Raw genomic sequence first — 17,710 nt, 5'->3', positions numbered from 1 at the left:
CGCCCACACCGGCTCAATACCGGTCCTGACGATCCTGGCCCGCTGTGCGGTCGAGGCGGGCTCCGCGCCGAACCACCTACTCGGAAACTGGGAGGTTTCCCCTTGAGGTCTTTTCGTGATCCCGCAGGCTGGTCGGACTGGATTCCGGCCACGTTCCGCAGCGATCCGCCCCGGTCGATGTGGGTGACGGTCAGCTGCAACCGCGCCCGACAACACGTCCTGGTGGAGGGTCATCTCCCCGACCGCACACCGATTCTGGCCGCCATCACCGCAGCCGCCGCAGCGGAGGCCTGCGAAGGCTTGCGTTATCGCCATCGTCGTTCGGTGACGGTCCCCGCCCTCGGAACCGGCCTCCAGGATCGAGAATTCTCGGTGTCGGACCCCGGCGACGGCGGCGCCGTCCTCGCCATCGATAACCGGTTCGGACCGCTGGGCCGCTGGTCCGTCCACCCCGACCGCGTGCCCGAACTCAGTTGGGCACTCAAATACGCGCATGCGCTGGCCACCGGCCGCAATCCGCTCGACGTCGCCGCAGCGGGAGGCGGTTCCCGATGACCGCTCATTGGTTCGTCCGCACCGTCGCCGAGGGCGACACGCACCGCGCCCGCACCGAACACTGGACCCGTGATGGTCGAGCACATATCCGCCCGCTGTGCGATCCCACGGCGCTGTTCACGGCGCTCAACCGGCAGCCCATCGCCCTGCCCTACTACGACAACCAGAGTTGCTCGACCTGCCTCACCACCGAACCCGCGCGTCTTCACCTGATCCACGCCGGACGCCGTCATCTGGCGGCCGTGCGATGACCGGCCGCACGATCACCACGCTGCGGCTCGTCGGAGGTGTGCGCAGGCTTCCCGCCGCGCGCGTCCGCCCCTACCTACTCGCCGAACTGCGATCCCGCCGATGACCGACCACATCTCAGACCAACCGCTGCTCATCGAACAGGACGTGTGCCCGCCGGTCGGCCTGTTTCTCGACCGCCATCAGGTGTTCGTCGACGCAGGCCAACCCATACCGAAGCCCGGCGACCGGCTGAAGGCTCTCTGTGGACTCCCGATCACCATCGGCCCGCCACCGACCGAGGTCCTGCCAGGAATCCCCGCGACCCACGCCGCCGACTGCCCCGAATGCCGTGCCGTCCTAGCGCCTGCGGAAGAAGCCACGTCCGTCCCCTCGGCGCCCGTCAGATTGTTCGTCCGAAGCCGAGGCGCCATCGATGTCCACATCGTCCCCGCCATAACCACGGCCTCCGGCCCGCTGATCTCCCTATGCGGCCGCAGCTTCACCGTCGACGACGACCTCGAACACCTCACCTCGGCCAGCGGCGCCCCCTGCGTGCCCTGCCTGCTGCGGTCGTTATGGGTCGCCGGGAGTGGACGGGTGTTACCCGGTCATCGACCCAGGTTCACGATCGACCGGGTGTCGGCGAGATGGAAAATAGGCCGCAGCCATAGGCCCGGCCCTCGATCAGGCGCTGCCGCAACAACTCGACATCGGCGATGACCGCAGTGCCCTCGAACAGCGTCCGCGCATGACGAACGATGTGTTTGTCCCGACTACGTTCGCCACGCGCGATGTCCAACGAGGTGGCCAGCGCAGCAGGCAGCGGAACGACTCAACCACCAAGACGGGCGGCTCCAATTTCCACCGCCCCGTCGACCGACCGCAGTCGATCGACGGGGCAGCACGGTACTCGAACAGGCGCAGGTTCCAGTTTATGTTAGTCCTACACTCACTGGAATCAATCTCACTGCGCCAGATCAGCAGCTCGCCACGAACTGAAGGGAGCGCACCTTGTAGTTGCCCGCCAAATTACCGGACACGCCCGGTCGCGTGCACCCGATTCGGTTCGTGTAATTGGTACCGGTGTAGTAGATGATTGCACTACTCGTGCGATTGTAGATTGACCGCACATTTGTCGTAGAACTCCATGAGCATGCACTCGCATTACTGGAGTTCGACGACCACGCACATCGATTTCCGGCACCACCACTGCCAGTCCAGAAGCACGCATAGCCGCTAGCGCAATCCGAGTATGCCCTGGTCGAGATGTCGTCGATCGCAGGCTGCACCGCTGCGACAGGTTCAGCGACCGCGTGGGATTCTGTTTGAGCGAGGCCGACAGGAGAGGCTAGCAGCATTGCTGCAATGGCAGTGATCACGGCAAGAAAAGCGGCACGAAAACGCATGGTTCCCCCTTCATTGAAATCCAATACGACCCCCGTGGGTTGCACTTTGCAATGCAACACGCCGGAATCTACCCACTTTACCTTCACAGAGTCAACACATAGCGCTGACCCAAATTTGCGCATTCAGAAATACTTGCGAAGCATTGCAACTATTTCACAATAGGCACGACCGACTAGGCCGGAATGCGGCGCCGTTAATCTTCTGCCGCACTTGATCAGCACGATCCCAGTTGCGACTACAGCCACCTGGAAGGCAGATGGCGGCCATTGAGCCGCCGTTGACGGACACATCGGGCGAAACGTGACGCTTTCTCGTTCTTGCTACTTCATTCGGGTGATACGGCTGGCATTCCCGCCGATGGTCCGGGTCATGCTCGCTTCAATGAGGCCCGTCCACGAAAGTCTCCGAGGGGGAGATCCACATGTCTGTGCTGCGTAAGTTCGCCGCCGTTGTGATGGCCGTGTTGCTCATGGTTGTCGGAACGGCTACCGCCAGCGCCGCTACCGAGACAGTCGACCGGTCACGAGCTCTCCAGTCGTGTTATGGCGGTGCGGTCAGCTACAAGACCATGGGAATCCATCTCCCTTCTTCCACCGGTTACTACCGCACGACCTCCCGGTGCAACGACATCAACCTTCGTCTTGATCAGGGTTCCGACAGCGTCAGCGCCATAGTCTGTTTCCGACGGACCGGTGCCTGCAACAACGCCAAGACCGTCAAACTCGGCGGCGGTTGGCACGTGATCGCCACCGACGTACTCGACGGCACTGATTTCCGGGTTCAGATCAAGGGCAACAGGACCGGAAACGTCGGGAAGGTCGCCTTCTAAACCGATCTCGGAGCGTATGTCGGTGCTCTTGAGGGGAAGGGCGCCGACATACTCGATCCAACGCCTCGCCAACGATGCCCTACGGCACTTCGACCATGGCTAGCGGCTCAGGCCGCGTAGACCTCCAGTTCGACGATCCGCGAATTTGCGTGATCGTTGGAGTCCAGCGCCACGATTCGCACCGCGTCGCCGCGCACAGTGTCGAACCGCGAGTCGACTCGGCGCCGTTCATTGCCCCGCACCTCGGCAACGGTCGTCCACTCGCCGTCGATCCGGACCAGGACGTCCCAATCGCGCAACCCAACGTCCGCAGCAGGTCTCCGCTCGGTGTCCAGGGTGTACAGCGTCACGCGGCCGATGGAGGTGGGTCCCGGCAGGGTGACCGTGTAATCGTCGGGGAACTCTCCTCGGGTGCCGTCGGTCCAGCCGGTACCGATCCGCCAGCTCGTCGAGTCGGTGTCGCCGTCCACGGCTCCACAGGCCCGGAAACCCTCGCGGGTCGAGGAGGCGGCCGCTGCCTCGCCGAGGGCGAGATTGTCGCCCTTGTCCATGTCGGGCAGGGGAAGGATCTCCACCGGCACGGTCAACCGGGTTCTATCCACCCGCACTGTCACGTCGTAGTCGCCGGGCTCCGCATCCCGGGGCACCGTCAGCCAGAGCGGGGTGCGCACGGTGTGGCCCGGTTGGCGCCCGGGCAGCCACGAGGAGATCGTCCGACGGCCGAGGTCGATCGGCTCGGCGGCGGTGAGCTCCGCTTCCACGTCGCGACCGGTCGTTCCGGTATTGGTCATCCCGATATCCACTGGGGTGGGGAGACACTCCAGCCCGACGACCTGAACTCGGCCGGGTGTTGCGGTGAGGGCGATCGAGCCCGACCCGTTCGGACGCCGCGCGGGATCCATCAGTAACAGACCGATCAGAGTGACCGAGGTGGCGACACCGAGGACGACAGAACGCTGCATGCGGTGACCTCCGAGTTCTGACGGGTCCGTCGAGCACCGGAACTATTCCGGCGACTGCGGTCAACCCACACCCGGTCGCTTTTCCTGGCTTCCGCCGACCAGAATTGTTGACCGGAGCACGGAAAACGAGGCTATTGCTCGGGATCCACCTCGGTCAAGAACTCGCGAAACCCGCTTGATCGACACATTCCGTGTCGATCTCGACAGACGATCACTGTTTCGCGTCGGCCCCTACCGCCGTCGAGCCGGGCGACCCACCTCGGCCAGCGCTACTAGGATCACCCGCTGACCTGCAGGCCATTCCTCAGGCCGCCGGTGTTTCGATCGACATCCTGAGCCACTTCGAAACCGGCCAAGATGCTCGATGAGCACACAGTGGACCAGCGCATTGCGTGACAACGCGAGAAGATGACATCTTCTCCACTATTGCGGATACTGTCGCTGAATCACACCGGAATCGGCGGCGATGATCAGCACGCCACAGAGTCGGGAATCCGCCGATCGGATGATTCTGAGGCCTGTTCCTCCGATGAGCAGTCACATACCGGCCGAATCGAGAGCTTCCGTCCCCACTCACCCGATTCGGGGACGCACCGTCATGGCATCTCACATTTGGGCCCGCTCAACCGTCTTACCAAGTATGACTGCACCGACTTTCCCGACGACCATCCGACCACCCGCCGCCCCGCTGCGTTGCGCTCAGCGCGAGGCCCGCGCTGCCATGAGTACGGGGAGAAACCGGGCAGGGCCCGGCCGAACGGATCCCACTCCGTTCGACCGGGCCCACACACCCCCAGTGCGCCGATCTCTCGGCGAAATGCCAGGCCTGCGGCCTCGGCACGCGGTCAGGTGCGCGGAAAGCGACCTGCCGTCCGGTCCGGTTCCGGTGGAGACCGGCCGGAATCCAGGCGTTGTTCGGCTGGGGCGGTTCGGCGGGCCCGCCGCGCGGAGTTCACCAGTCTGCTCCGCTCGCGTCGAGCTGTTCCCGCACGATGGTCGAGCCGTCCGGGGTACCCCCACCGGAGGCGCTCATCTGGTCGTCACAGGTGGCGAGCAACATGATGACCAGGAAGATCGCGCCGATCGGGCCTACACAACCGCCCCGCCCACTGGACGGACCCCGGTAGGGGTTGTATTCCGTCGTGCCGCCGGGCAAGACCCCCGGATGCCGCTCGATGTAGTGATCGAGATGTCGCTGCTCACCCTCGGATTCCCCGAGCCACGGCGTACGGTGGTCGCACTCACCACAGCGGTATCGATACGAACCGGACATCACTATCCCCCTTGTCTGTCAGCGCGATCCCGGTCGGTGATGCAGCACCGACTCGACGAAGTGGTCGAGATCGGCCTGCAGGCAACTCACCTGGGCGTGCTTGCCGGTACAGCCCGGAGCCCAGTCGGAGCCGTCGCCGTAGTCGACGAACTCGAAAGGAATGCCTGCGGCGGTGAGATTGGCCGCGGTCACCAGGTTCGTCTCGCGGGCGCGGTTCTCCACGATCGCCTGCACGGGGTCGACGGTGAGGTTGCCGCCGTTACCGACGTACATCGCGATGTCCATGCCTCGGAGTTCGGCAACGTGCTGTGCCGGGCTCTCGGCGTTCCACACCTCGTCGACAGGCCAGATCGGCAGTCCGAAGATCGAGTCTGCAGAAGCGGTGGGCAGCCCACCCACCGAGGTGACCAGGCTGGCGACCACCGCCGCGCGTTGTTCTTGGTCGAGCAGATCCAGCCCGCCGGACATGCTGCCGACCGCCGAGAAGAGCTCGGGTCGCTGGCGGGCGTAGCGGAAGGCGCCGAAGCCGCCCATCGAGTGTCCGATGATCGCCCGGCCCTGCTTGGTGGCGTCGGTGGGCAGATTCGCGTCGATCAGCGGCAGCACGCCATCGAGGTGGAAGTCCTGCCAGTTCTGCGGGCCGAGTTCGCGAGGGTTCAGCCAATTCGCGTACCAGCTACGACCACCGTTGGGCTGCACGGTGATCAACGGGGTGCCCTCGGTGCTCCGCTCGGCCAACAGCTGGTTCACCGGGTTGTCCGGGCGATCACCGTAGCCATGCAAGGAGTAGAGGACGGGATAGCGACGCGCGCCGCCGGGGTCGTAGTCCTCGGGCAGCGTCACCGTGATGGCGTGCTCACCGGGTTTCTGACCGGGCAGCAACGTCGGGGTCGGAACCTGTTCGGCGGCGACGGAGAACGTGAAGGTGCGCTGTGTCTCGTCGACCCAGCTCGGTTCGGACACGACGGTGAGGCCGAAACCGTCCTCGATACTCGGCGGCTGGTCGGCCGTCTGCGTTGCGGCATCCGCCGTCGCGACGAGGGATTCCGCCGTGGCGGGCGCCAACGAAAGCGTGAGGAGTGTGGCGGTCATCAAGGCCACCGCCGAGGTTCGGTGTCCTGTCAGGAGGGTGTTCATGAGAATCCCTTCGGTTGGTCGATCTACCGAATAGCGTGGATTCACCCTGGTCAGCGCACCAGGACAGCAACCGGCCATCGGTGTCCGGTAGCACCGGACACCGAGGCACCACCGGGAATCGGCGCCGCGCGATCCGCAGTCGAGCCACGACCCGCTTCCTGGCGAACTGCCGTGGGATCGCCGGGCCCATTCCGCTCAGGGCTTCCGTTTCGGCTTAGGGCGAGGAGCCATCTCTGGAAGCCGCGGATTCGCGACGCTCGGGTACGTCGAAGATCGATTCTCGTTACAGTCGACGGGATAACCCGGCGCCTCGGGGAAGGTCACTCGGTGACGATGGAATTGGGCCCGCTGCTTCGAGCGGCACGCGCGCGAGCCGGTATCACTCAGGAAGAGTTGGAGGCCCGCTCCGGGATCAGCGTGCGCACGATCCGCAGGGTCGAGACCGGGCGCACCCGCAGTGCCCGACCGGAGACGATCCGGCTGCTCGCGGTGGCGTTGAACACCACCCCGGAGGAACATCGCGCTCTGTTGTCTGCCGCGACGGAGCTGCCCGATGTCCCCACGGCAGACGGGCAGCCGTGGACGGCTCCGTACGAACCGTCGGCGTCCACAAGGTCGGAAGCCGGGGACCGAGCCGCGCCTCGATCAGCATTGCAGCAGACCTTGGACGACGCTGCGGACCGCTTACGGTTACTGGTGCGGTCCCGCTGGCAGCGGGAAGAGGAACGGCACCGTATCCATAATCCGACGCCACTGCCGGTGCGTTGGCGACCGCTTCCCACCGATTTCACCGGTCGACGGGCCGCCGGGGGTCCCGACGACCCCGTAGGCGAAGCGCTGGGCGATCTGGCCGGTGAGTTGAGCGACATCGTCGATACCTATCGGCGGATTCCCTCGGGCAGGCTCGTCGTGTTGGGTGGTGCCGGGGCGGGCAAGACGATTCTGACGATTCGGTTCGTCCTCGACTATCTACGCGCGCCGGCGACCGACGACCCGGTGCCGGTGATCTTCAGCCTCGGGTCGTGGAATCCACAGCGCATCACCCTGCGCGAATGGATGGTCGAGTGTCTGCTTCACGACGATCCCGGCCTGATCGCGGATTCGGGCGCCGGCACCTCGCTCGCGGCCGCCCTCGTCGAAGCCGATCGGATCCTGCCGGTGCTCGATGGGTTCGACGAGATCCATGAGCGCCTTCGCGTCCCTGCGATGCAGGAACTCAGTTTCGCCCGGTTACCGATGCTGTTGACCAGTAGGCGCGACGAGTACGTCGCGGCGGTGACGAAGGCAGACCACGAGCTCTTGCATGCCGCCGCAATCCATTTGGAGGACCTCAGCCCGGACGATCTCATCGACCACCTCCCCAACGATCGACACACCACGAAAGCCGACTCCCCGTGGGGCCGGCTGTTGGCCGAGCTACGGGAGAACCCGGAACGCCCCGAGAACGCAGCGCTCGCCTCGGCACTGCGCACCCCGCTCATGGTGGCGCTCGCCAGTGCCATCTACAGCGGCGACCCGGGCAAGGACCCGGCGGCGCTGTTGGATGCCGACCGGTTCCCCAGCGCCGAGTCCATCGAGGAACATCTCGTCACGGGCTTCATCCCCAATGCCTATCGAGCTCGCCCGGGCAACTCCCGGCCAAGCTGGACGCCTGATCGGGTGCAGCGTTGGTTCGGTCACCTGGCAAACCATCTGGATCGGCTGGGCACACCGAACCTGGCGTGGTGGCAGTTCCCGAAGGCTTTGAGCCCGGCGGTCAGGGTGTTGGGGGTGATCGTGGCGACGATGATCCTGTCCGGCACGATGGATTTCTTGATCACGGCATTCATCGGAGTCAATGCGCTCGGTCTCGGTGACATGCTGCTGTTGGCGTTGTTCGACGGGGTGACCGTCGGGCTGGTGGTCGGTCTTGGCTTCGGGCTGGTCTATGCCGCTGTCACCATGGTCTTGCGCATCGAGGTCACACCGTCTCGGGTCCGCCTGGGCATGTCCGGACGCAGCTGGGCCGGGTTGATGCGTGCCGCTCCGGATATCGCCATCCGGGTGGGCGGCGGAATGATCATCGGCTTCCTGATCGGTGTTGGCTACGGCTGGGCACTGCTATTGGTACGCAACGTCCTGTCCGACGGAACATCTGCGCTGGCAACGCTGATGCAGACCACCGTGGTCCTTCCGACCCATCTGGGGCTCACCTTCAGCCTTGCCGGTGGTGTGGTGCTCGGTCTTGTCCTGGCCATGGAACGCCCGGTGGACCTGAGCGTCGCAACGAAGGCGCGCGCCATGCTCGTGGCGAATCGCGAGGCGGTCCAGAATCGGATCCTGGTGCTGGTCCCGCTACTGACGGTGTCCCTCAACGCGATGGCGCCGTTGACTATCACCTTCTTCCCCGGTTATTCCTGGAATGTCGCAGCCGGCTTCGGCATGGGCGTGGTCGGTGGCCTGGTGGGAGCGTCGTGTTATGCCGCCACCTTCACCGCCTGGGGTCAGTGGCTGATCCTCGCTCGGGTCTGGCTGCCGCTGACCGGACGGCTGCCGTGGTCGATCATCGCCTTCCTCGAGGATGCCCATCGGCGGGGAGTTCTTCGGCATACCGGTTCGGTCTATCAGTTCCGCCATGCCCGGCTTCAGGCCTACTGCCTGCGTGAACATGCCCGACGAACCTTGCTTGGCGCCACCGAATCGGCCTCCCGATCGATCGCGCGGTCTTGAGCCGGGCGAGCGAGCGCAGGCGAGAATCCCGCGCTGCACCGGGGTCGTGGCGTGTGGAACACCCAGCGCGATCGGTCTTGATCCGATAGCCCGTTGCGACGGGCGCATCGAGTGGCGAGTAGGCCGTTCAGTCGCGCGGCTGCGCCTCTGCCTCGGGTGCTCTCCCCGCTGACTTGTCCAACGCCGCTGATTCGGCGGGAAGCGCGCTGGCGGACGGCGGACCATCCGCGTCGGGGCGCAGGCTCACCGCCAACATCGGCACCGCCAGGCAGAACAACAGCGGTGCGAGCAGCGCCGTGTTCAAGGTCGTGTACTCGGCGATCCACCCGACGAGCGCTGGGCCGGACAGCAGCCCGATGTAACCCATGCCCACCACGCGGGACATGTTCATGCCCCGCGCGCCGGATCGCAGGTTTCCGGCCGCGGTGAAGATCTGCGGCACACAGCCGGAGAGACCGATGCCGAGGATCGCCCATCCCGCCAAGGTCAACCAGAGCCAGCCGGAGGTGGTGATGATCGCCAAGCCGAGCGCCCCGATCAACGCGCCGTAGCGCACCACCGCGACCGGGCCGATGCGCACCACGATCCAGTCGGCGGCGAGCCTGCCTGCCGTCATCGTCACCGAGAACGCCGCATAGCCGAGGGCGGCCAAGGATTCCGGCGCGTCCAGGTGGTTCGCGATCTGCAGGGCGCTCCAGTCGTTGGCGACGCCCTCGGTCAACATCAGCAGGAAGGCGGTCACCCCGAGCATCCAGCCGGTCTTGGACAGTCCGACCCGTTTCGACCTACTCGGCTGTGGTGCGGTGGCTGTGTTCGGCGAATCGGCGCCGGGGGCCGCAGTCGGCTGCTCCTCGATCTGCGCAGGTTCGGTCTGGGCAGGTGTCGCGGCGGCCGTCTCCGCAGCGCGCGACAGCATTCCGGGGGTCGAGCCCGCGAGCAACAGCGCTCCCAGTGCCGCTGCGCCGAGGAGGATGCCCGGCAGCGGCACCCCTGCGCCGATGAGTCCCGCGCCCAGCAGGGCACCCGCAACCCCGCCGATCGAGAACAGGGCATGGAACGCCGACATGATCGGCCGCCGGTAGGCGCACTCGACGGCGGCGGCGTGCGCGTTCATCGCCACGTCCACCGCCCCGTTGAACATGCCGAACAGGAAGAGTCCGGCGCCCAGCGACACCGCATCGACTGCGAACCCGGGAAAGGTGACAGCGATGGACAGCGCGGCGAGCGCACCGATGACGGTGAGCTTCGAGCCGATCCGGTCGGACAACGGACCGGCGATCTGCATGCCTAGCAGCGCACCCGCGCCCAATACCAGCAATAACGCGCCCAGGGTGCCGTGGCTGACATCGGTACGTGCCTGCACGGCGGGGATGTTGACGACCCACATCGATAACAGGAATCCGTTGGCGATGAACACCCCGAACACCGACAGGCGGGCTCGCCGCAGGCGGGGGTCGACCTTCGCGTTCGCTTCGCTCACACGATCACCGCTTCGACGCCGTGCTGCTTGAAGAAGGCCAGCTCGTCGGCACTCAGTCTGCGGTCGGTGATCACCATGTCGAAGGACCGCAGGTGCGCCACCCAGGCAACTGCGGTCTTGTCCCATTTGGAGCTGTCGCAGACCAGGATCGCGCGGTCGGCGCAGTCGATGGCGGTCATCTTCACGGTCGCGTCTCCGATGTCGTAAGCGGTGACGCCATTGGTCAGTGAGACGCCGCACCCGGAGACGATCACTGTGTCGAAGCGCAGGCGTCGGATACACAACTCGGTCAGCGGCCCGACGAAGGACCGCTCCCCTGGCCGCACATCGCCGCCGGGCGTGGTGAGCCGGACGTTGTCCGCTTCGGCGAGTACCGAGGCCGAGGTCAGTGACAACGGCATCACCCGCAACGGCAGGTCGCCGATCGACCGGGCGATCTCGACGCAGGTCGTGCCACTATCGAGCAGGACGGCTTCGTTGGCGGTGAGCCTGCGGACCACCTCGGCCGCGATCCGCGTCTTGGCCTCGATGTTGGTGGCAGCCCGGCTCGCGAAGGACACCTCCGACCCGCGTAACCGTAGGCGTTTCGCACCGCCGTGCACCCGACGCAGCACACCCTTGCGATCCAGTTCGATCAGCCCGCGTCGGATAGTCGCCTCCGAGGTGACGAACCGGTCGGCCAGGTCCGCCACCGTCACCGTCTCCTCGGCGGCGACGATCTGCTCGATCCTGCGTAACCGCTCACCGACGTCCATCGTTGAAACGTACAAGATCTTGCATGAACGCTCAATGATTCTGTCCATTCGGGCAAATCCGGATGGACGGTCGGCCGCACCGTGGTCAGGCGCTTTCCATCCGCTCGTCGGTGCGGTCGCCCCGACGCGGTCCCGCAGCAGGCGAGAGGAAGACAGCTGCCGCAAGCAGCACCATCGGCAGGATCAACGCCGCACGAAGGCCGAACTCCTCGCCGAAGAAACCGAGCACCGGCGGCCCGACGAGGAAGGCGACATAGCCGACGGTCGCCACGAACGAGACCCGCGCGGCCGTGTCGGGACCGGAGTCCCCCGCTGCGGAGAGCGCCACCGGGAAACCGAGCGAGGTGCCCAAGCCCCAGAGCACCACGGCGGCGCCCGCGACGATCTGGTTGTCGACGACCATCACCAGCGCCAACCCGAGGACGCCGAGGACCGCACTGCCGCCGAGTACCCGACTGCGGCCGACACGCTCCACGATTCGGCCGCCGACGAATCGGCCGACGGTCATCGCGGCGGCGAACGCCGCGTAGATCGCCGAGCCCAGTTCCGCGTCGAAACCATGTCCGTCGACCATGATCAGCGGGAGCCAGTCGTTGGCCGTGCCCTCCGTCAAGGCCACCGCCAGCATGATTCCGCCGATCAACAGCAGCCGGGAATCTCGCCACAACACGGGACCGCGTCGCACGGTTCCCTCGGCCGGTTTCGTCTCGATGCTGCGACCGGTGCCGGGTGGCACGGCGCGGATGACGAGAGCGAAGGCGGCGAAGGCGATCGCGCCGACGATCAGCAGATGCCAGACCACGGAGAACTCGGTGGCGGTGAACACGATCCCCGCGGCGGCGCCGACGACGGTGCCCAGGCTGAAGCAGCCGTGCAATGCGGGGAGGAACGGCTTGCCGAGTGCTTTCTCCACGTCCGCGCCCTCGACGTTCATCGCTACCTCACCCGCCCCCATCCCCAATCCGAAGAGGCAAAGGCCCGCCGCGACGAGCAGCGGCATCGACAACGCGCTGCCCAGACCGATGGTCGGCATGCTCAGGACGAACGAGCTGATCCCGAGCACGATGATCGGCCGCGCTCCCGTGCGTTTCACCAGTGGACCCGCCGAGAGGATTCCGACCATCGACCCGACCGACAGCCCGAAGAGCACCAGCCCCATCTGCGCGGTCGAGGCGTCGAGGAGGTCGCGAATGGCGGGAGTTCGAGTCACCCAGGACGAGATCCCGATGCCGGGGAGGAAGAACAGCACGAAGAGCGCTAGGCGGCGCTGAGCGATCGGGTGGGCCACGGGACTCCTTGCCTGACCGACAACATGTACAGATGTACACACTTTCGTGGACAACCGTACACACGCTTGGGCAAGCTATGGAAGGGTCGCTGTCCGACGGAATCGGCCCCGGCGGAAGGAAGATCGATGGGGGGACGACGGCGGGTACCGAATGACGAGGGGCGCCGGGAACGGATCGTCGAGGCGGCGCTGGAGGTACTCACCGACCACGGCGTCCACAAGACGACGCACCGCCTGATCGCAGAGCGGGCCGGGGTGCCGCTGGGCTCGGTGACGTACTACTTCGACGGACTGCCGTCGATCCTGCGAGCGGCCTTCACCCTGCTCGCCTCGACGATGTCGCACAAGTACCGAAGCGCGCTGACGGCCGCGACGAATCGGGCGCAGGCATGCGAGGTCGTCACGGACCTGATCTGCGGTCCGGGCTACGCCACTCCCAGCGAGATGACGGCGTTGTTCGAGCTCTACTCGTATGCCAATCACGACGCGGCCTGCCACACCATCGCCCGCGAGTGGATCGGCACCAGCCGTCAGAGCCTGGCCATGCATTTCTCCGAGGACGCCTGCCGTGCGCTCGACGCCCTGATCGAGGGCTGGCCGCTGCACCGGACCTTCGAGGGCGCCCCGCTGTCACGCGAACTCGTGCTGGCGACGGTGCGCGCGGTCGCCGACCGGCTCGACCCCGAGTAGGAGATCACTCTCACCACCCAGGCGACGAGGCCGTCGCATCCTGTCGATCAACGGGGGGATCGGACAACCAGAACGATCTATGTCGGATATTTCCCAACTAAGATCTCATTCGGTGACAACCTGTCGGACGGTCGGGCGTCTCAATAAGTGAAGAGATCTTGAACGCCGATAGGAGGAACCCGCGATGAATCGACGTTTGCTCGCCCCGGTGGCCTTGGTGGCCGGCGGCCTGCTCCTGGCGGCGTGCGGTCAGACACCCGACGATCAGGGTTCGGCTGCCGATGGCGCTGGCGAGACCTCGGCGGCCACTTCCGAGAGCACCGCCGGAACCGAGGACACCTCGATAGCCACCGACGACGAGACCGCAGACGACTCGATAGCCACCGAGGACGAGACCTCCGGCGACGCGAACACCCTCGCGACCGACGACCTGGAGCCCGTCGACTGCGGCGAGATCGAACTCCACACCGGTGAGGTGCATCGGTTGATCGCCCTGCCTGCGGCGGCCGGTCTGGTCGGCTGCACCGAGGCGTTTAACGTGACGGGCGAATTCCTCGAGCTCTCCCCCGAGGAACAGGCCGAGGCGTCCCTCGGCAATGTGGAGCTGTCCGACGGCTGGTCCTGCACCGTCGACGACGGCGAGACCGCCGCGCTGGGCTGCGTCAAGGGCCGCGATGGCGACGACTTCGAGTTCGCGTTCCAGACCGAGGCCTGAGCAGCGCATCCCGATCGGGGCGTCGACGCGGCGGGCGGGAATCCCCGCCGCCCCGTCCGGTGTTGACGTGGAGGTGACCGCAACCCCACGCCTCTCCGTCCTGGATCGCTCGCTCGTGCGGCGTGGGCACTCTCCGGCGGAATCGCTGCAGCGCACTCGCCGGTTCGCGGTCGAGGCCGAACGGCTGGGCTACCACCGATTCTGGGTTGCCGAGCATCACGGGGTGCCCGGCGTGGCTGGGGCGGCGCCGACCGTGCTGGCGGCTGCGGTGGCCTCGGCGACCTCGCATATCCGGGTGGGCACCGGCGGGGTGATGCTGCCCAATCACCAGCCGTTGGTGGTGGCCGAGCAGTTCGGAGTGCTCGAATCGATGTTCCCCGGCCGGATCGACCTCGGCCTCGGACGCTCGTTGGGCTTCACCGCGAAGATCCGCCGGGCCTTGGGCCGCGACCGAGAATCGGCCGAGCGCTTCGGCGAGTCGGTGGCCGAGCTGCTGGGCTACTTCACCGCCACACCGGATGCCTCGGTGCGTGCCGTGCCCGCCGAGGGCCTTCGGATTCCGATGTTCATCCTGGCCACGGGTGCCGGCGTCGAGTTTGCCGCGCAGGCAGGCCTGCCGCTGGTGATCGCCGCCATTCGAGGCGATGAGGCGCTGCGGCAGTCCGTTGACCAGTATCGCGAGACATTCCAACCCTCGGCGCTGACGTCACGGCCGTATGTGGTGCTCTCCCGATCGATCGCCGTCGCGGAGACCACCGAGCAGGCCCGCAGGCTCCTGATTCCGGAGGCGTGGTCGAGCGCGTACTCGCGAGTGCACGGGGTCTTCCCGCCGTTGGAGCCGGTCGGGGACATCCTGGCTCGGCAATTCACCGACTGGGAGCGAGAGCAGTTCGACCGAGCGATGCGCGGTCACCTCTACGGCACCGAGGCCGAGGTCACCGAGGCACTGGCGGCCATCGTCGGAGCCATCGAGGCCGATGAGGTGTTGGTGAGCACCAGCGGCTACGACGAGGACGGGCTACTCGACTCCTACCGCAGATTGGCGCGGCTGTTCCCGCAACCGCACTGACGCCGCTGACGGCCGCTCGACCTCACCCGGCGAGCGAATAGAAGTGGATCGGAGAGTTCGCCTGAAAACCGATTCGCCGGTACACCGAGGCGCCGTCCGGTGTCGCGTGCAGGGTGGCTCGGGTGAGTCCGGTGGCGCGGGCGCCCTCGTGGAGCGCCTTGCGCGTCACCGCCGCACCGAAACCCTGGCGGCTGTGTTCCGGGGCGGTTGCGACGAGCACCACGAATAGTCGGCCGTCGCAGGCCATGGTGGCCGCCGCCGTGACCGGGACCCCGTCGAGGAGGCCGAGGTAGGCGTGTATCTCGGTCTTCCACAGCTCGGAGCCGACCAGTCCGTCGCGTCCGTCGGCGAGGTCGAAGCCGTAGGCGCGGGAGTTCAGGTCCGCGTAGGCCTCGATCTGTTCGTCGGTGGTCACTCGGACGAAGGTCAGTAGTGGGTGGCTCGGTTCGAGGTCTGGGCGGAAATCGATGGCCATGCCTGCCCCGGTGAACGACAGCGTCAGCCCGGCACGCTCGGCGGCCTCGGGCAATGCCCAGCGGGCGGCCTCATCCAACAGGTCCTCGAAGAGCCACAGATTGCCCGGGCGAGACTTCGCCCGCATGATCCGCGCCGCTTGATCGAGGCGCTCGGCCAGCATCGAGGAGTCGGCGCCCACCTCGGTGAAGGTGAGCGCATTCCAGAACAGGAATCGCGAATCCGCCCAGCGGATGGACAGTCCGGGTAGGTCCCGGATGTCCGCCGTAGGAGCTGCGTCGAGCACCAGGGGACGCCAGCCGGCGACGAGCTGCCGCATCGATTCGACCGAGTCGGGGTTGATGTCCGTCACTTCGGGCGGCCTCGCTATCCGTTGCGCACATCGATCGTCCCCGCTGGCAACACGGCGCCGACAAGGTCGATGTGGATCTCTGCCCACATCATCCAGCTCGACCCGTTCGTCCCGCCACGATGTGGCGGAATTTCGGCGGGATGCTCGGGGCAGTTCATCTTTTCGGGTGTCCCCGGCGAATTCAGTCGATGTGGTGCTGTGCAAGAAAAGCCGCCAACTCCGCACAGAAGCGTTCGTGTTTCTCGATCTGCGCCCAGTGGCCGCAATCCGGCACCATCACCAGCCGTGCATCGGACATCAGTTTCGCTGCGGCCCGGGACCCTTCCGGGTCGACGAGGGAATCTTGACTGCCGTGGAAAAGCAGCGTCGGCGCAGCGATCCGCGCCACGCTCGGCAGCAGGTTGTTGTGCATCCGCTTCGACCCGATCGCCGCCTTGGTGTATCGGCCATAGGCGTAACCGGCTCGCGGCCGTCGCGCTTCCCGGACCATCTCGTCGACGACCGGGGCGGGAAGGGTTTCGATGTCGTGCACCATGTGCCGGATCACCGACCGCGTGAAGCGATTGGCCACGCTGGACAACGGAAGCAGCACGGCATCGGGCAACGTGGTGCCCAGCCAGGCGATTCGGTGCGCCAACGGATTGCGATACACCTCGATGAGCCCACCCGGTGCGATCGCCACGGCTGCGGCAGTCGAATCCGGGTGATGCAGTGCGAAGCGAAGCGCGACCTCGCCGCCCATCGACACGCCGACCACGATGGCTCGCTCGATCCCCAACACTTCGAGAACGCGATCTGCCTGCCGAGCCATCCCCTGCGCCGTGCCGGTGATGGGCAGTCCTTCGGTGTAGCCGAATCCCGGAAGATCGAGGGCGATCACCGGACGATCTCGCGACAGCGGCTCGAACAGCAGGTTCCAAGAGATGGCGGCATTGTCGGATCCACCACCGTGGATGAGCAGCATCGGAACCCCGTCCCCCGAGGTCGTACTGCGTAATAGGCGGACCCGTCCCCCGTCCACCGCCAGGAATTCCTCCCGTGCACCGTTCGGGATCAACCTGTCGACTCTCGCTGGTGCGCTCATCGGGTCTGCTCCTCAGTTGATGCGGCCAGTTCCGCGGTGAACTCGGCGAATACGCGTTTGCCCGCCGAGGTGTCGTCGACATCGCTGTCGATGCTCTGCGCGACCAATTCGGCGAACCCACCGAGCAGCGATTCGACATCCGCGTAGGGAGCCGTCATGGTCAGTCCGAAGGCGAACACCGACAGCACATCGGCGAGTCGCCCGTCGAGGTCGCTGCGCACCATGCCCTCGGTTCGCAACCGATCGATGAACCGCCGCCCCGCCTCGATGCGTGCGGTATAGCGTTCCGGCGCGGCCTCCCGCACGAAGCGGGCCAGCGTGCGCTGCTGGTCATCTCGGTAGAAGGCCAACAGCAGCGGCCTGCTGTTCAACGCCGCGATCGAGTGCAGATAGATCCGGGAGAGCAGTCCGCCGCGCTCGTCCTGCTCGACAGCAGCCGTCACGATCCGCAAAGCGCTGAGGAACTCCCGATCGAGCAAGGCACGCAGCAGCGCCGGTTTGTCGATGAAGCGCAGGTAGAGCAGTCCTTTGGAGACGCCGGCCTCCGCCGCGAAATCCGCCATCGATGCCTTGGCGAAGCCGTGACGCGTGATCACGGCGGCGGCGGCATCGAGGATCTGATCACGGCTGATCTGCAATCTGGGCACGCCCACAGGATAACCAAATGACCGATCTCGTGCAATCGGTCATTTAGCGAGGC

General features: G+C 66.1%; 19 protein-coding genes. 7 read left to right on the top strand and 12 right to left on the bottom strand.

What is annotated here, in order from left to right; genetic code table 11:
• Positions 1-102: 102 nt before the first annotated feature.
• A complete protein-coding gene (locus BKA25_RS10735; protein ID WP_157421128.1) occupies positions 103-555 on the top strand; it encodes a hypothetical protein in 453 nt (150 codons plus the stop codon).
• A complete protein-coding gene (locus tag BKA25_RS10730; RefSeq protein ID WP_069850162.1) occupies positions 552-806 on the top strand; it encodes a hypothetical protein in 255 nt (84 codons plus the stop codon). The genes BKA25_RS10735 and BKA25_RS10730 overlap by 4 nt, the downstream gene beginning before the upstream one ends.
• A 115-nt stretch (positions 807-921) precedes the next feature.
• On the opposite strand, the gene BKA25_RS10725 is transcribed toward BKA25_RS10730, so the two are convergent.
• The 3 genes from BKA25_RS10725 to BKA25_RS28610 form a co-directional block, all read right to left on the bottom strand.
• Complete coding sequence (locus BKA25_RS10725; protein WP_069850164.1) at positions 922-1,113, bottom strand: hypothetical protein; 192 nt, start codon at positions 1,111-1,113, stop codon at positions 922-924.
• A 295-nt stretch (positions 1,114-1,408) separates the two neighbouring features.
• Positions 1,409-1,585, bottom strand: coding sequence for a type I-E CRISPR-associated protein Cas6/Cse3/CasE (locus BKA25_RS28615; RefSeq protein WP_216637733.1), 177 nt, complete (start codon positions 1,583-1,585; stop codon positions 1,409-1,411).
• 178 nt (positions 1,586-1,763) lie between these two features.
• Positions 1,764-2,144 (bottom strand): peptidase inhibitor family I36 protein, encoded by a 381-nt coding sequence (locus BKA25_RS28610; protein ID WP_084643702.1) that lies wholly within the window; start codon positions 2,142-2,144, stop codon positions 1,764-1,766.
• Positions 2,145-2,614: 470 nt separating this feature from the next.
• Between BKA25_RS28610 and BKA25_RS10710 the strand changes: the two genes are divergently transcribed.
• The gene (locus BKA25_RS10710; protein WP_069850165.1) at positions 2,615-3,022 is read left to right on the top strand and encodes a hypothetical protein; all 408 of its coding nucleotides are present in this window, start codon (positions 2,615-2,617) and stop codon (positions 3,020-3,022) included.
• A 107-nt stretch (positions 3,023-3,129) separates the two neighbouring features.
• Here BKA25_RS10710 and BKA25_RS10705 read toward each other — a convergent pair whose 3' ends face one another.
• From BKA25_RS10705 to BKA25_RS10695, 3 genes are all read right to left on the bottom strand, one after another.
• Entirely contained in the window at positions 3,130-3,984 is an 855-nt protein-coding gene (locus tag BKA25_RS10705) for a discoidin domain-containing protein (RefSeq protein ID WP_069850167.1), read from the bottom strand.
• Between the two features lie 952 nt (positions 3,985-4,936).
• Positions 4,937-5,257 carry a hypothetical protein gene (locus BKA25_RS10700; protein WP_069850169.1) on the bottom strand — a complete coding sequence of 107 codons (321 nt, stop codon included), beginning with the start codon at positions 5,255-5,257 and terminating at the stop codon, positions 4,937-4,939.
• An 18-nt stretch (positions 5,258-5,275) separates the two neighbouring features.
• Positions 5,276-6,394: an alpha/beta hydrolase gene (locus tag BKA25_RS10695; protein ID WP_084643115.1), complete on the bottom strand. Its 1,119-nt coding sequence runs from the start codon at positions 6,392-6,394 to the stop codon at positions 5,276-5,278.
• 333 nt (positions 6,395-6,727) lie between these two features.
• Here BKA25_RS10695 and BKA25_RS10690 point away from each other — a divergent pair, with 333 nt between their 5' ends.
• Positions 6,728-9,103, top strand: a complete 2,376-nt coding sequence (locus BKA25_RS10690; RefSeq protein ID WP_069853787.1) for a helix-turn-helix domain-containing protein — start codon at positions 6,728-6,730, stop codon at positions 9,101-9,103.
• 127 nt (positions 9,104-9,230) lie between these two features.
• On the opposite strand, the gene BKA25_RS10685 is transcribed toward BKA25_RS10690, so the two are convergent.
• The 3 genes from BKA25_RS10685 to BKA25_RS10675 all read right to left on the bottom strand — a co-directional run bounded on the left by BKA25_RS10685 (position 9,231) and on the right by BKA25_RS10675 (position 12,626).
• Complete coding sequence (locus BKA25_RS10685) at positions 9,231-10,583, bottom strand: MFS transporter (RefSeq protein ID WP_069850171.1); 1,353 nt, start codon at positions 10,581-10,583, stop codon at positions 9,231-9,233.
• Complete coding sequence (locus BKA25_RS10680) at positions 10,580-11,338, bottom strand: DeoR/GlpR family DNA-binding transcription regulator (RefSeq protein WP_069850173.1); 759 nt, start codon at positions 11,336-11,338, stop codon at positions 10,580-10,582. The genes BKA25_RS10685 and BKA25_RS10680 overlap by 4 nt, the downstream gene beginning before the upstream one ends.
• An 85-nt stretch (positions 11,339-11,423) precedes the next feature.
• A complete protein-coding gene (locus tag BKA25_RS10675; RefSeq protein ID WP_069850175.1) occupies positions 11,424-12,626 on the bottom strand; it encodes an MFS transporter in 1,203 nt (400 codons plus the stop codon).
• A 126-nt stretch (positions 12,627-12,752) separates the two neighbouring features.
• On the opposite strand from BKA25_RS10675, the gene BKA25_RS10670 reads away from it, so the two are divergent.
• The 3 genes from BKA25_RS10670 to BKA25_RS10660 all read left to right on the top strand — a co-directional run bounded on the left by BKA25_RS10670 (position 12,753) and on the right by BKA25_RS10660 (position 15,100).
• A complete protein-coding gene (locus BKA25_RS10670) occupies positions 12,753-13,316 on the top strand; it encodes a TetR/AcrR family transcriptional regulator (RefSeq protein WP_069850176.1) in 564 nt (187 codons plus the stop codon).
• 184 nt (positions 13,317-13,500) lie between these two features.
• A complete protein-coding gene (locus tag BKA25_RS10665) occupies positions 13,501-14,031 on the top strand; it encodes a hypothetical protein (protein WP_069850178.1) in 531 nt (176 codons plus the stop codon).
• Between the two features lie 73 nt (positions 14,032-14,104).
• Positions 14,105-15,100, top strand: a complete 996-nt coding sequence (locus BKA25_RS10660; RefSeq protein ID WP_236750976.1) for an LLM class flavin-dependent oxidoreductase — start codon at positions 14,105-14,107, stop codon at positions 15,098-15,100.
• 22 nt (positions 15,101-15,122) lie between these two features.
• Here BKA25_RS10660 and BKA25_RS10655 read toward each other — a convergent pair whose 3' ends face one another.
• The 3 genes from BKA25_RS10655 to BKA25_RS10645 all read right to left on the bottom strand — a co-directional run bounded on the left by BKA25_RS10655 (position 15,123) and on the right by BKA25_RS10645 (position 17,657).
• Complete coding sequence (locus BKA25_RS10655) at positions 15,123-15,926, bottom strand: GNAT family N-acetyltransferase (RefSeq protein WP_172803814.1); 804 nt, start codon at positions 15,924-15,926, stop codon at positions 15,123-15,125.
• Between the two features lie 181 nt (positions 15,927-16,107).
• The gene (locus BKA25_RS10650; RefSeq protein WP_069850180.1) at positions 16,108-17,010 is read right to left on the bottom strand and encodes an alpha/beta fold hydrolase; all 903 of its coding nucleotides are present in this window, start codon (positions 17,008-17,010) and stop codon (positions 16,108-16,110) included.
• Positions 17,007-17,657 carry a TetR/AcrR family transcriptional regulator gene (locus tag BKA25_RS10645; protein ID WP_172803815.1) on the bottom strand — a complete coding sequence of 217 codons (651 nt, stop codon included), beginning with the start codon at positions 17,655-17,657 and terminating at the stop codon, positions 17,007-17,009. Before BKA25_RS10645 ends, BKA25_RS10650 begins: the two co-directional genes overlap by 4 nt.
• Between the last annotated feature and the right edge of the window lie 53 nt (positions 17,658-17,710).

It is taken from the genome of Actinoalloteichus hymeniacidonis, assembly GCF_014203365.1.
GTDB lineage: Bacteria > Actinomycetota > Actinomycetes > Mycobacteriales > Pseudonocardiaceae > Actinoalloteichus_A > Actinoalloteichus_A hymeniacidonis.
This window is presented reverse-complemented; position numbering and strand designations above follow the sequence as displayed.

What these genes read in the sequence shown, in the direction of transcription:
- BKA25_RS10650 (WP_069850180.1), bottom strand. Translation starts at nt 17,010, where the DNA reads ATGAGCGCACCAGCGAGAGTCGACAGGTTGATCCCGAACGGTGCACGG.
- BKA25_RS10670 (WP_069850176.1), top strand. Translation starts at nt 12,753, where the DNA reads ATGGGGGGACGACGGCGGGTACCGAATGACGAGGGGCGCCGGGAACGG.
- BKA25_RS10665 (WP_069850178.1), top strand. Translation starts at nt 13,501, where the DNA reads ATGAATCGACGTTTGCTCGCCCCGGTGGCCTTGGTGGCCGGCGGCCTG.
- BKA25_RS10710 (WP_069850165.1), top strand. Translation starts at nt 2,615, where the DNA reads ATGTCTGTGCTGCGTAAGTTCGCCGCCGTTGTGATGGCCGTGTTGCTC.
- BKA25_RS10700 (WP_069850169.1), bottom strand. Translation starts at nt 5,257, where the DNA reads ATGTCCGGTTCGTATCGATACCGCTGTGGTGAGTGCGACCACCGTACG.
- BKA25_RS28610 (WP_084643702.1), bottom strand. Translation starts at nt 2,144, where the DNA reads ATGCTGCTAGCCTCTCCTGTCGGCCTCGCTCAAACAGAATCCCACGCG.
- BKA25_RS10690 (WP_069853787.1), top strand. Translation starts at nt 6,728, where the DNA reads ATGGAATTGGGCCCGCTGCTTCGAGCGGCACGCGCGCGAGCCGGTATC.
- BKA25_RS10695 (WP_084643115.1), bottom strand. Translation starts at nt 6,394, where the DNA reads ATGAACACCCTCCTGACAGGACACCGAACCTCGGCGGTGGCCTTGATG.
- BKA25_RS10680 (WP_069850173.1), bottom strand. Translation starts at nt 11,338, where the DNA reads ATGGACGTCGGTGAGCGGTTACGCAGGATCGAGCAGATCGTCGCCGCC.
- BKA25_RS10705 (WP_069850167.1), bottom strand. Translation starts at nt 3,984, where the DNA reads ATGCAGCGTTCTGTCGTCCTCGGTGTCGCCACCTCGGTCACTCTGATC.
- BKA25_RS10730 (WP_069850162.1), top strand. Translation starts at nt 552, where the DNA reads ATGACCGCTCATTGGTTCGTCCGCACCGTCGCCGAGGGCGACACGCAC.